Genomic DNA, 12480 nt, shown 5'->3' with positions numbered 1-12480 from the left:
GCGGCCTATGCCGCGCCGAAGTTGAGCTGCGTGCCGACCGGGCGGAAGCCCAGCTTGGCGTAGAGCGGCTCCGCCCCGGCGGCGGCGGACAGCCAGGCCAGCTCTCCCCCGGCGAAATAGGCGGCGAGCAGGCGGCGGCACACCGCCTCGGCCAGGCCGCGGCGGCGGAAGGCCGGCCGGGTGCCGACCGCCGCCAGCTCGGCCGTGTCGCCGCCGATCAGCAGCAGACCGCTGGCGGCCGGGACCCCGTCGATCCGGGCGAGGGCGGCCTGCCGGCTGCCGCAGGCCAGCCCCCGGCGCAGCCGGATGCGGAAGTCCGCCTCACCGGCATCGTCCAGCGGCTGGTTGAAGGCCTCGCGCTGGACCAGCATCAGCCCGTCGATCGCCGCCTCGTCCTCCGCCGTCAGCAGCCGGGCCGGGCCGTCCGGGGCGGGCCGCCAGGCGTCGCGGTGCAGGGCCATCAGCGGCGCCTCCATCTCGCGCTGATAGCCCATGGCGTAGAGGGTCGGGGACAGGGCGGGATGCAGCTCGCGGAAGAACTCGATGCGGAAGCGGCGGCCGGCGGCGTCGAAGGCGCGATGCAGCCCGGCCACCGCCGGGCGCCAGTCCGGGGCCGGGACGACCGGCACGGCGAAGCTCTGGATCGGGTCGTCGCTGGCGCCGGAGACGAACAGCGCAAAGGGGCCGACATCGATGCGTTGCCGGCCCTCGGTGGCGGCCGCGAGGGTGTTGGGGACCAGGCGCTCCAGAAGCGCCCGGTTCACGCCCCTCTCCCGGTCACGACAGCGCAGGCAGCAGCCGGTCCATCGCCGTCTGCAGCCGCTCGACCGAGCCGGCGAAGCACAGCCGCAGATGGCCTTCGCCACCGGGCCCGAAGGCCGAGCCTGGGGCGAGGCCGACATTGGCCTCGTGCAGCAGGCGCAGCGCCAGGGCGCGGCTGTCCGGCTCGCCCTCGACCCGGAAGAAAAGGTAGAAGGCGCCGTCCGGCCGGGTCAGCCGCACCCGCGGCGACTCCGACAGCCGGCCGATCACCAGGTCGCGCGCGGTCCGGCAGCGCTCCACCTGGCTCTGGATGAAGGGCTCGCCCTGCTCGATCGCGGCGACCGCGCCGTATTGCAGGAAGGTCGGCACGCCGGAGGTGTTGAACTGCTGCAGGTTCTCGTAGACCTGCCCCAGTTCCTCCGACGCCACCACCCAGCCGATGCGCCAGCCGGTCATCGCCCAGTTCTTGGAGAAGGTGTTGACCACCACCAGCCGGTCCTCCGGCGCGGCGATCGACAGGAAGGACGACGCCACAGGCCGGTCGTAGACGAAGCGGGCATAGACCTCGTCGGCGACGATCCAGATGCCGCGGGCACGGCAGAAGTCGAGGATCGCCCTCTGCTCCTCCGCGGTCAGCGTCCAGCCGGTCGGGTTGCCCGGGCTGTTCAGGAACAGGGCGCGGGTGCGCGGCCCGCAGGCGGCGAACAGCCGGTCCAGGTCCAGCCGCCAGCGGCCGTTCTCGACCCCGATCGGCACCGGTACCGTGCGGCCGCCGGCGATCTCGACGGCGCTGAAGATGTTCGGCCAGACCGGGGCGGGCATGATGACCTCGTCGCCCGGCGCGACCAGCGCCTGCATGGTCATCATGATCGCCTGCATGCCGCCGACGGTGACGTAGATCCGGCTCGGCGACACCGAGGTCCCGGCGATCCGGCCGACATAGCCCGCCAGCGCCTCGCGCAGCGGCGGGATGCCGCGCTGCCAGGTGTAGAAGGTCTGGCCCTCGGCCAGGGCCCGGTTCGCCGCCTCGGCGATGAAGGCCGGGGTCGGCTGATCGCCTTCGCCGACCCACAGCGGGATCAGGTCCGGCTTGCCGCGGCCGGCATTGACCACCTCGACGATGCCGCTCTCCGGCAGCCGCGCGATATCGGGTCGAATGCCGCCCAGAAGACCCGTCGCGATATGTCCGTCCACGCTGAACCTCTCCCTCTGCCCGGGGGCAGAGGTTAGCAAGACGGGGCGGCGGGCGTCATCCGCGCCCGGCGCATGGGCGGCGCGCGGCGCAAGCGGGAGAGAGGAGGGGGGAGGGTTTCTCGGAACCGATCGGGACGCCCGTTGTTAGGGATGCGGGCACCGTCGGCTCCCTCTGCGATCGGATAGCGATCGTCGATCACGGCGGGGCTTGTCGCCATGGCGGACCCCCTCCCCGCCAGAGGCGCATGGTGCAGGTTCCCGCAACCGGATCCCCCTCCGGGTTGCGGGTGGCGGCGGGGCCGGGAGCCCCGCCGCCAGCCTGCCATCTCATCCCGATCTCAATGCAGCCGGAACTCGGCGGAGCAGAGCCGCAGCTCGCCGGGCTTCACCAGGGCGGTGGAGGCGACCCGCACCGAATGCAGCTTGCCGTCGATGTTGCGGGTCCAGAAGTCCAGGAATCGGTGCAGCTCGGGAAAGCGCGGGGCCAGGTCGAGCTTCTGCCAGACGAAGCTCTGCAGCAGCCCGGGATGGTCGGGCATGTGATAGAGGATCTCCGCCGTGGTCAGGCGGTAGCCCTGCAGCTGACGTTCCAGATCGGTCATTCCTTCGCCATCCCTTCTGCATGGCCGGCTTGAGCATCCGGTCTATGAAGGAAATGTGATGTGGATTTCCGACGCGGGCAAGGGTATATGTAGGAAAATCAATGTGTTAGCAGCAGTCGGGCAGGACTGCTGCCAAACCGGCGCCTCATGCAAACAAGTCGCGGTGTTCCCGCTGCACCGCGGGCAGGGCGCGCAGGATCTCCGATAGATGGGCGCGCAGCGCCGCCTCGGCGCCGTCGGCGTCGCGTCCGTCGATCGCCGCCAGGATGGCGCGGTGCTGGGCGATCAGCATCGGCAGGGACGAGGCCGAAGGCAGCGTCAGATGACAGACGCGGTCCATATGCGCCTTCAGATCCTCGATCACGGTCCAGGCCGACGGGCAGCCGGCCCCCTCGGCGATCGCCGCGTGGAAGGCCTCGTCGGCGCGCTGGAACTCGTAATGCTCGCCGGCGGCGGCCGCGGCCTCCTGTGCCTCGAGATGGAAGTCGATGCGGGTCCGCACGCGGGCGTCGAAGCGTTCGCAGGCCCGCCGCACCACCGCGCTCTCCAGCGATTCCCGGATGAAGCGCGCCTCCAGCATGCGCTCGATCGAGATCTTGACCACGAAGGTGCCGCGCCGCGGCAGCACCTCGACCAGCCCGGACCGGGCGAGCGCGATGAAGGCTTCACGCACGGGCTGGCGCGACACGCCGTAGCGGATGGCGATCTCCTGCTCCGACAGCGGCGCGCCCGGCTTCAACGCCAAGGTGACGATGGCCTTGCGGATCTCGAGCTCGATCAGCCGGGCGATGCTGGTGGTCTGGTCGAGAAGATCGAGCGGTGCCATGCGACGGGAGCCCACGAGGGATATTGCGTCAATCCAGGTACCATACTAGGCTCGTACTTACCATACTAGACCGCGGCCTGATCATACCAGGCGCATGAGGGAGGGAGGCGTTCGTGAAATCCATCGCGGCATTGGTCCTGGGGGCGGCGCTGTCGCTGGCGGCCCTCCCGGCCTCGGCGCAGAGCGTGACGCTGCGCTCGGCCGACATCCATCCGGACGGCTATCCGACGGTGGAGGCGGTGAAATACATCGGCGAGCTGATGGAGCAGCGGACCGGCGGCCGGATCAAGATCCAGGTCTTCAACAACGCCCAGCTCGGCGCCGAGAAGGACACGATCGAGCAGACCCGCTTCGGTGTGATCGACATGAACCGGGTGAACACGGCGCCGTTCAACAACCTGGTGCCGGAGACGCAGGTGCTGGGCCTGCCCTTCCTGTTCCGTTCGGTCGACCACATGCACAAGGTGGTGGACGGGCCGATCGGCGACGAGATCCTGAAGGCGTTCGAGCCGCACGGGCTGATCGGCCTCGCCTTCTACGATTCCGGCGCGCGTTCGTTCTACACGACGAAGAAGGCGATCCGCTCGATCGACGACATGAAGGGGCTGAAGATCCGGGTCCAGCAATCCGACCTGTGGATCGCGATGATGCAGGCCTTCGGCGCCAACCCGACGCCGATGCCCTTCGGCGAGGTTTATTCGTCGCTGGAGACCGGCGTCGTCGACGGGGCGGAGAACAACTGGCCGTCCTACGAATCCTCGCGCCATTTCGAGGTGGCGAAGCACTACACCCTGACCGAGCACTCGCTGACGCCCGAGGTGCTGGTGATCTCCAAGATCTCCTGGGACCGGCTGTCGCCCGACGACCAGGCGCTGCTGCGCCAGGCGGCGAAGGAATCGGTGGCCAAGATGCGCGAGCTGTGGACCGCGCGCGAGAAGCAGTCGGAGGAGAAGGTGCGGGCCGGCGGCGCCGAGGTCATCACCGTCGACAAGGCCTCGTTCAGCGCCGCGATGGGGCCGGTCTACGACAAGTTCGTCACCAATGAGAGCCTGAAGTCGCTGGTGGAGCGCATCCGCGCGGTCCAGTGAAGCAACGTCACCCGGCCGGCCCCGCCCCGCGTGGGGCCGGCTTTCGTGCGATGGGAGATCGGCCGGAATGGCATCGGCCCTGACACTGATGCGCCGGATTCTCGGCGTCCTGTCCACCGGCGCCCTGTGGCTGGCCGGCATCGGCATGCTGGCGATGACCGTCACCGTCGGGTGGCAGGTCTTCGCCCGCTACGTGCTGAACGACACGCCGAGCTGGGCCGAGCCGCTGACGCTGCAGCTGATGGGCTGGTTCATCCTGCTCGGCGCCGCGGTCGGCGTGCGCGAGAGCTTCCATCTCGGCCTCGACCTGCTGCAGCACACGCTGCCGCCGGCCCTCGCCCGGGTGCTGGAGGTGGTGAACCTGCTGCTGATCCTCGGCTTCGGCGGCGCCATGGTCTGGTATTCGGTGCAGCTCGCGATCGGCACCTGGACCGCGACGATCCCGGTCCTCGACCTGCCGGGTGGCTTCGACTTCATCCCGCTCGTCGTCGGCGGCGCCCTGATCGCGCTGTTCGCGGCGGAACGGCTGGTCGAGCAGGTGGCCGGCCTCGAGCACGAGGCTGCGGTCGAGGGCGTGCGGGAGCTGGCGTGATGGAGCTGTGGATCCTGTTCGGCAGCTTCACGCTGCTGATGCTGATCGGCATGCCGATCGCCTTCTGTCTCGGCATCTCCTCCCTGGCGACGGTGGTCTATATGGGCCTGCCGCCGGTGGTGGTGTTCCAGCAGATCAACTCCGGCATGAACGCCTTCGCCATGATGGCGATCCCGTTCTTCATCTTCGCCGGCGACCTGATGATCCGGGGCGGCATCGCGGCGCGGCTGATCCGCTTCGCCGCCAGCCTGGTCGGCCATATGCGCGGTGGGCTGGGCCAGGTCAATGTGGTGGCCTCGACCCTGTTCGGCGGCATCTCCGGTTCGGCGGTGGCCGACGCCTCGGCGATCGGCGGGCTGATGATCCCGCAGATGGCGGCACGCGGCTATGCCAGGGACTACGCGGTCAACGTCACCGCCAACTCAGCGATCATCGCCCTGATGATCCCGCCGTCGCACAACATGATTCTCTATTCGATCGCGGCGGGCGGCAACGTCTCGATCGCCGACCTGTTCACCGCCGGGATCGTCCCGGGCATGCTGCTGGCCGCCGCCCTGATGGTGACGGCCTATATCGTCGCCCGCCGTCGCGGTTATCCGGCCGACCCGTTTCCCGGCCTGCGCGCCGTCGGCTGCTATCTCGTCCTGGCGCTGCCGGGAATCCTGCTGATCGGCATCATCTTCGGCGGCGTTCGGTCCGGCATCTTCACCGCGACCGAAAGCTCCTGCATCGCGGTGATCTACGCCTTCCTGGTGGCGCTGCTGGTCTACCGCGAGCTCGACTGGAAAGGTTTCGTCGAGGCGGTGCAGGGGGCGGTGCGCACCACGGCGATGGTGCTGCTGGTGATCGGCACGGCCGGCGCCTTCGGCTGGCTGATGGCGCTGCTGCAGGTGCAGACCGCGACGGTCGCGGCGATCAACGCGATCTCCAGCGATCCGATCGCCGTGCTGCTGCTGATCAACATCGCGCTTCTGATCCTCGGCACCTTCATGGACATGGCGCCGATGATCATCATCTGCACCCCCGTGCTGTTGCCCGTGGTCAAGGCCTTCGGCATCGACCCTGTCCATTTCGGCGTGATCCTGATCCTCAACGCCGGCATCGGCCTGAACACGCCGCCGGTCGGCTCGGTGCTGTTCGTCAGCTGTGCCGTGGGCCGGATAACGATCCGCGAGGCGATGCGCACGATCTGGCCGTTCTTCGGCGCTTCCGTCGTGGTGCTTCTGGCCGTGACCTACATCCCGGCGCTGTCGCTCTGGCTGCCGGCCCTCTTCCGCTGAAGAGAATCTTCGCGCGGGCCTTGACCCGTTTCCGCCGTCCCCTTAAATGCGTAGCACTCACCGGCCGAGAGTGCTAACGACGGCCGGGGCAGGTCCTGAACGCAGATCTCTAAACGAAAGTGGGAGAGCGAGCGATGCAATTCCGTCCCCTGCACGACCGTGTGCTGGTGCGCCGTATCGAGCAGAACGAGAAGACCGCGGGCGGGATCATCATCCCGGACACCGCCAAGGAGAAGCCCCAGGAGGGCGAGGTGATCGCCGTCGGCGCGGGCGTCCGCGACGAGGCCGGCAAGCTGCAGCCGCTGGACGTCAAGGCCGGCGACCGGATCCTGTTCGGCAAGTGGTCGGGCACCGAGGTGAAGCTCGACGGCCAGGATCTCCTGATCATGAAGGAGAGCGACATCCTCGGCATCATCACCGCGAAGAAGTCGGCCAAGGCCGCCTGATCGCCCGCCCGTACCGGAATCCCGAAAGATAGAGGAATAGAGAGATGGCAGCGAAGGACGTGAAGTTCTCGCTCGACGCCCGTTCGCGCATGCTGCGCGGCGTCGACATCCTGGCCGACGCGGTCAAGGTCACCCTGGGCCCGAAGGGCCGCAACGTCGTGATCGACAAGTCGTTCGGCGCGCCGCGGATCACCAAGGACGGCGTCACCGTCGCCAAGGAGATCGAGCTTTCCGACAAGTTCGAGAACATGGGCGCGCAGATGGTGCGCGAGGTCGCGTCGAAGACCAACGACCTGGCCGGTGACGGCACCACCACCGCGACCGTCCTGGCCCAGTCGATCGTGCGCGAGGGCGTCAAGGCCGTCGCCGCGGGCCTGAACCCGATGGACCTGAAGCGCGGCATCGACAAGGCCGTCGAGGTCGTCGTCGCGGACCTCAAGACCCGGTCGAAGGTCATCAAGACCAACGCCGAGGTCGCCCAGGTCGGCACCATCTCCGCCAATGGCGAGCGCGATGTCGGCGAGATGATCGCCAAGGCCATGGAGAAGGTCGGCAACGAGGGCGTGATCACGGTCGAGGAGGCGAAGAGCCTCGAGACCGAGCTCGACGTGGTCGAGGGCATGCAGTTCGACCGCGGCTACCTGTCGCCGTACTTCATCACCAATGCGGAGAAGATGATCGCGGAGCTCGAGAGCCCGTACATCCTCCTGCATGAGAAGAAGCTGTCGAACCTGCAGGCCATGCTGCCGGTCCTCGAGGCGGTGGTGCAGTCGGGCAAGCCGCTGCTGATCATCGCCGAGGACGTCGAGGGCGAGGCCCTGGCCACTCTCGTGGTCAACAAGCTGCGCGGCGGCCTGAAGGTCGCGGCGGTCAAGGCCCCGGGCTTCGGCGACCGCCGCAAGGCGATGCTCGAGGACATGGCCATCCTGACCGGCGGCCAGGTCATCTCCGAGGATCTCGGCATCAAGCTCGAGAGCGTCACGCTCGACATGCTGGGCCGTGCCAAGAAGGTCGTGATCGCCAAGGAGGAGACCACGATCGTCGACGGCGCCGGCGCCAAGAAGGAGATCGAGGGCCGCTGCAACCAGATCCGGGCGCAGATCGAGGAGACCACCTCGGACTACGACCGCGAGAAGCTGCAGGAGCGTCTGGCCAAGCTGGCGGGCGGCGTCGCGGTGATCCGCGTCGGCGGCGCCACCGAGGTCGAGGTGAAGGAGCGCAAGGATCGCGTTGACGACGCGATGCACGCGACCCGCGCCGCGGTCGAGGAAGGCGTGGTCCCGGGCGGCGGCACCGCCCTCCTGTACGCCTCGAAGGCGCTGGACAAGGTCAAGCCGGACAACGACGACGAGCGCGTCGGCATCGACATCATCCGCCGCGCCCTGCAGGCGCCGGTCCGGCAGATCGTCACCAACGCGGGCGGCGACGCCTCGATCGTGGTCGGCAAGCTGCAGGACAAGAACGACAAGAACTGGGGCTACAACGCCCAGACCGGTGAGTACGGCGACCTGATCAAGGCCGGCGTCATCGATCCGACCAAGGTCGTTCGTGCGGCTCTCCAGAACGCCGCGTCGGTGGCCAGCCTGCTGATCACCACCGAGGCGATGGTCGCCGAGCATGTCGAGAAGAAGGCCGCGGCCCCGGCCCCCGGCCCGGGCGGCATGGGCGGCATGGGCGACATGGACTTCTGATCCCCGGATCGGATACCCTGAAGTCGAATTGTGGAGGGGCGCTCTTCGGAGCGCCCCTTTTTTGCCATATCGACCGGCGATGCAAGAACTCGTGGGGCCTATGCAGTCTTTCGATTGCCGGGCCGAGTACCGGCAACTAAATGAATGCAACGGCCCCGGGTTCGACTGCCCGGCCGTCCGAGACGGAAGGGGAATTCGTGATGACCGCCTGTTCCAAGAGCGCGCCCAACCACCGCGGGCCGATCGCCCGTGCCGCCCTGGCGGTCGCCTCGATCCTGGCGCTCGCCGCCTGCGTGCCGGCCGGGACGCAGCAGACCGCCAGCCTGCCGGCGCCGGAGCAGCCCGCGCCGCCGCCCTTGTCCCCCTTCGTCCAGGCGATGCGTGACGCCGGCGTCAATGTCGCGATCCCGGCGCGCGGCAAGTTCATCCTGGTCAACATCCCGTCCTATGAGCTGATCGCCTTTCAGGACGGCGCGCCCGTGCTCCGCAGCAAGGTCGTGGTCGGGGCTCCGGCGACCTCGACGCCCGAGCTGATGTCGAACATGTACGCGATCAAGTACAACCCGGACTGGACCCCGACGCCGTCGATCGTCCGCAACGAGGCCAGCGTCTACATCCCGTCGGGGCCGCGCAGCCCGCTCGGCCGGCTGAAGCTCGAGCTCGACAACGACCAGTCCATCTATCTGCACGACACGCCGCAGAAGAACTATTTCGGCCGCGAGAAGCGGGCGCTGAGCCATGGCTGCGTCCGGGTCCAGCAGGTCCGGGAGCTGGCGGCCTGGGCCGATGGCGTCAGCGTCGACGAGATCGACCGGAAGATCCGCACCGGCCGCATGTACACCGAGCGCCTGCCGGAGGAGATTCCGGTCTTCATCGGTTATTTCACCCGCTTCCCGGACGAGTTCGGCCAGCCGGTGAACTACCCGGACGTCTACGCCAACAAGGACGAGGCGCGGCAGGCGTATTTGGCCCGTGCCGCGGCACGCCGCCAGGCGGCGGCGAAGAGGGCGGCGCAGCCGGCGGCCGAGACCCCGGCCCAGACGGCGCCCGGCCAGACCGCGCCGGGCGAGACCGGCGCGCCGGCGACGCCTGCTCCGGCCGGGGCCGGCACGGCTCCCGCAACCGGAACTCCGACCCAGCCCGCCGCCCCGGCCACGACCGCTCCCACCGCGCCAGAGACTCCGGCCGCACCGGCCGAGACGCCGGCGACCCCGGCCGAACCCGTGGAAGCGCCTGCGGCTCCGGCGGCCCCTGCGGTGACCGAGCCGGCAGCTCCGGCGGCGCCGGCTCCGGCCGCGACCGAGCCTGCAGCTCCGGCCGTCACGCCGCCTCCGGCGACCAGCCCGGCGGCACCGGGCACAACGACACCGGCGGCGCCGACCACCAACTGAGCCGGCGCCGCCCCGGGGGCTTACCCCGGCAGCACGCGCCAGACCACGGCCTCGCGGACCGCGCGATCCTCGATCTCGACGCTGGTCGGCACCTGGTGCCGGGCGACCTCCGCCAGCCCGTCCTGCGGCCGGTAGGCGCGGCCGGGGTCGCTCAGCAGCACGGTCCTGCCCGCGCCGGCCAGGGTGCGGAGCCAGGGCATGACCCGGTCCGACATCGGCTTCTCGTAGCAGACGTCGCCGGCGCAGACGATGTCGATACCGTCCAGCGGATCGCCGATCCGGTCGCCGCCGTCGACCGCGACGGCACAACCATTGGCGGCCGCGTTCAGCCGGATCGCCGCCAGCGCGATCGGGTCGATCTCCGCCGCCGTCACCGCCGCGGCGCCGGCCCGCGCCGCGGCCAGGGCGACGATGCCGGAGCCGGAGGCGAAGTCGAACACCCGCTTCCCGGCCACGCTCGCGGGGTGGTCCAGCAGATATCGCGCCACCGCCTGGCCGCCGACCCAGGCGAAGGCCCAGTAGGGTGGCGGCAGCCCGGTGCGGCGCAGCGTCTCCTCCGTCGCCTGCCACAGCGGCGTCACCTCGGTGGCGAGATGCAGCACCAGCTCGGGCAGCAGCGGCGGTCGGGTCGGCGCCGTGTTGGCGCGGATGAAGGCGTCGATATCGTCCATGGCCGTCTTTCCTATCCTGCAGGGCGGCGATGAGCCATGGAGTCTTGATGTCGGGCGCCGGAATGCGTGAGACTCGGGAACACGGCGTCGGCGCAGACCGCCGCTGCAGACGAGGAAACCACGAGATGGCGAGCCGCCATGCCCAGGCCCGGCCCAAGGACGGTCCGGCCGAAGCGGAGATCGGGGAGTGTAGCTCCCCGCCCTGTTACCTGCACGAGATCGATCCGGCCTATGCCGGGCTGGACCCGAGGCCGAAGGCGAAGCCCGCGCCGAAGGCCCGGAAGGGCGACGAGGCCGGGTCATGATCCGGGTCAAGCGCGTCTACGACCCGCCCGAGGAGGGCGACGGCTTCCGCGTCCTGGTCGACCGGCTGTGGCCGCGCGGCCTGACCAAGGAGCAGGCGGCGCTCGACCTCTGGCTCAAGACCGTGGCGCCGAGCGACGAGCTGCGCCACTGGGTGCATCAGGAGCCGGAGAAGTGGCCGGAATTCTGCCGGCGCTACTATGCCGAGCTGGACACCCATCCGAACGCGGTGGCCTTCCTGCGGCAGAAGAGCAAGGACGGCTGGGTGACGCTGCTCTATGCCAGCCGCGACGAGCGGCAGAACAACGCCGTCGCGCTCGCCAAATATCTCGGCGGCTAGGCCAGGGCACGGCCGGCCAGAAGCCCGGCCAATACCAGCAGGCCGAACCAGCGGTTCGACTTGAACTTGACGAGGCAATCGGCCGGCCGGTCGGCGGCCAGCATCGCCACCTGCCAGGCCAGCTGCGCCGCCCCGGCGGCCAGAAGCAGCAGGAAGGGCAGGGGCTCCAGCCCGGCCGACAGGCCGGCGGCGCCGATCCCGAGCACGGTCAGGGCGTAGAAGCCGGCCACCCAGCGCCGCGTGGCGCCGCCGAACAGCCGCGCCGTCGACTTGATGCCGATGCGGGCGTCGTCCTCGATGTCCTGCAGCGCGTAGATGGTGTCGTAGCCCAGGGTCCAGCAGATGCCGGCGGCGTAGAGGAGCAGCGACGGCAGGGCCAACTCGCCGGCCACTGCGGTCCAGCCGACCAGCGCGCCCCAGTTGAAGGCGAGGCCGAGGAAGGCCTGCGGCCACCAGGTGATCCGCTTCATCAGCGGATAGGTGAAGACCAGCACCAGGGAGGCGATGCCGAGCCCGACCGTCGTGCTGTTGAACTGGATCAGGACCAGGAAGCCCAGCAGCAGCTGGGCGATCAGGAACAGCACCGCCTGGGTCGGGCTGACCGCGCCGCTCGGAATCGGGCGGGTCCGCGTGCGCGCCACCCGGGCGTCGAAGTCGCGGTCCAGGATGTCGTTCACCGTGCAGCCGGCGCCGCGCATCACCAAGGCACCGACGCCGAACAGCACCCCGTACCACAGGTCGATCCAGCCAAACCCCGCCGGCCGGGGGGGCATCGCCAGCCCCCACCAGCAGGGATAGAGCAGCAGCCAGGTGCCGATCGGCCGGTCCAGCCGGGCGAGGGTCAGATAGGGCCGCACGCCGGGCGGCGCCCAGCGGATCAGCCAGCTCTCGGCCCGGATGTCGGAGGCGGTGTCAGTCATGGTGGGGAACTCGGGCCGACCGAGCGGTCGGCGTCACTTCTGCAGAATGGAACGGCCTCGAGAGACTACTCGACCCCGCGGCCGTGGAACAGCAGCCCTCGATCCGGCACAGACGGCGGGAACGGCAGGCTCGCCTCCTCGAGGATCCAGTTGCGGAAGGCGACGATGCGCTGGTCCCGGCTGCTGCGATCCGGATACACCAGATGGTAGGTGTAGCCTTGCGCGACGGCGAGGCCGATGTCGAACAGCCTTGTCTGATGAGGTTTGTGAGAAGCTGAGCCCAGGCTGGGGATCCGGATCCCCAGCCTGGGCCGCCGAGACCGTACACAGCCCTAGGGATTGCCGCCCGAGGGTGAGCTGGGTCCGGCGGCCTC

At 69.5% G+C, this 12480-nt stretch carries 15 protein-coding genes; 8 read left to right on the top strand and 7 right to left on the bottom strand.

The window, feature by feature from the left end; all coding sequences use genetic code 11:
- Positions 1-5 precede the first annotated feature (5 nt).
- The 4 genes from G537_RS0100075 to G537_RS0100060 form a co-directional block, all read right to left on the bottom strand.
- Positions 6-764, bottom strand: a complete 759-nt coding sequence (locus tag G537_RS0100075) for a GNAT family N-acetyltransferase (protein ID WP_026868378.1) — start codon at positions 762-764, stop codon at positions 6-8.
- A 13-nt stretch (positions 765-777) separates the two neighbouring features.
- Positions 778-1956, bottom strand: a complete 1179-nt coding sequence (locus G537_RS0100070) for a pyridoxal phosphate-dependent aminotransferase (RefSeq protein WP_245578821.1) — start codon at positions 1954-1956, stop codon at positions 778-780.
- A 338-nt stretch (positions 1957-2294) separates the two neighbouring features.
- The gene (locus G537_RS0100065; RefSeq protein ID WP_026868376.1) at positions 2295-2558 is read right to left on the bottom strand and encodes an usg protein; all 264 of its coding nucleotides are present in this window, start codon (positions 2556-2558) and stop codon (positions 2295-2297) included.
- 145 nt (positions 2559-2703) lie between these two features.
- Positions 2704-3384 (bottom strand): GntR family transcriptional regulator, encoded by a 681-nt coding sequence (locus G537_RS0100060; protein WP_026868375.1) that lies wholly within the window; start codon positions 3382-3384, stop codon positions 2704-2706.
- Positions 3385-3497: 113 nt separating this feature from the next.
- On the opposite strand from G537_RS0100060, the gene G537_RS0100055 reads away from it, so the two are divergent.
- The 6 genes from G537_RS0100055 to G537_RS41755 all read left to right on the top strand — a co-directional run bounded on the left by G537_RS0100055 (position 3498) and on the right by G537_RS41755 (position 9872).
- Entirely contained in the window at positions 3498-4472 is a 975-nt protein-coding gene (locus tag G537_RS0100055; RefSeq protein ID WP_026868374.1) for a TRAP transporter substrate-binding protein, read from the top strand.
- Between the two features lie 67 nt (positions 4473-4539).
- On the top strand, positions 4540-5064 hold the full coding sequence (locus tag G537_RS0100050) for a TRAP transporter small permease (protein WP_026868373.1): 525 nt from the start codon (positions 4540-4542) through the stop codon (positions 5062-5064).
- Positions 5064-6344, top strand: a complete 1281-nt coding sequence (locus G537_RS0100045) for a TRAP transporter large permease (RefSeq protein ID WP_026868372.1) — start codon at positions 5064-5066, stop codon at positions 6342-6344. The genes G537_RS0100050 and G537_RS0100045 overlap by 1 nt, the downstream gene beginning before the upstream one ends.
- A 134-nt stretch (positions 6345-6478) precedes the next feature.
- On the top strand, positions 6479-6790 hold the full coding sequence (gene groES, locus G537_RS0100040; RefSeq protein WP_026868371.1) for a co-chaperone GroES: 312 nt from the start codon (positions 6479-6481) through the stop codon (positions 6788-6790).
- A 44-nt stretch (positions 6791-6834) separates the two neighbouring features.
- Positions 6835-8481, top strand: coding sequence for a chaperonin GroEL (gene groL / locus G537_RS0100035; RefSeq protein ID WP_026868370.1), 1647 nt, complete (start codon positions 6835-6837; stop codon positions 8479-8481).
- A 200-nt stretch (positions 8482-8681) separates the two neighbouring features.
- Positions 8682-9872 carry a L,D-transpeptidase family protein gene (locus G537_RS41755; RefSeq protein ID WP_026868369.1) on the top strand — a complete coding sequence of 397 codons (1191 nt, stop codon included), beginning with the start codon at positions 8682-8684 and terminating at the stop codon, positions 9870-9872.
- 20 nt (positions 9873-9892) lie between these two features.
- Here G537_RS41755 and G537_RS0100025 read toward each other — a convergent pair whose 3' ends face one another.
- A complete protein-coding gene (locus tag G537_RS0100025; RefSeq protein WP_026868368.1) occupies positions 9893-10543 on the bottom strand; it encodes a class I SAM-dependent methyltransferase in 651 nt (216 codons plus the stop codon).
- A gap of 125 nt (positions 10544-10668) precedes the next feature.
- On the opposite strand from G537_RS0100025, the gene G537_RS0100020 reads away from it, so the two are divergent.
- On the top strand, positions 10669-10848 hold the full coding sequence (locus G537_RS0100020; RefSeq protein ID WP_026868367.1) for a hypothetical protein: 180 nt from the start codon (positions 10669-10671) through the stop codon (positions 10846-10848).
- Complete coding sequence (locus tag G537_RS0100015; RefSeq protein ID WP_026868366.1) at positions 10845-11186, top strand: DUF488 domain-containing protein; 342 nt, start codon at positions 10845-10847, stop codon at positions 11184-11186. Before G537_RS0100020 ends, G537_RS0100015 begins: the two co-directional genes overlap by 4 nt.
- On the opposite strand, the gene ubiA is transcribed toward G537_RS0100015, so the two are convergent.
- Together ubiA and G537_RS45330 are read right to left on the bottom strand one after the other, a co-directional pair.
- Positions 11183-12106, bottom strand: coding sequence for a 4-hydroxybenzoate octaprenyltransferase (ubiA, locus tag G537_RS0100010; RefSeq protein WP_026868365.1), 924 nt, complete (start codon positions 12104-12106; stop codon positions 11183-11185). The two genes, G537_RS0100015 and ubiA, sit on opposite strands and share 4 nt — an antisense overlap.
- Positions 12107-12171: 65 nt before the next feature.
- Entirely contained in the window at positions 12172-12306 is a 135-nt protein-coding gene (locus G537_RS45330; RefSeq protein WP_281171416.1) for a hypothetical protein, read from the bottom strand.
- Positions 12307-12480 lie beyond the last annotated feature (174 nt).

This window comes from Inquilinus limosus DSM 16000, from assembly GCF_000423185.1.
In the GTDB taxonomy this organism is placed as follows: Bacteria; Pseudomonadota; Alphaproteobacteria; order DSM-16000; family Inquilinaceae; genus Inquilinus; species Inquilinus limosus.
Note: the sequence above shows the minus strand (reverse complement) of the source record. Positions and strands in the feature narration are given on the sequence as shown.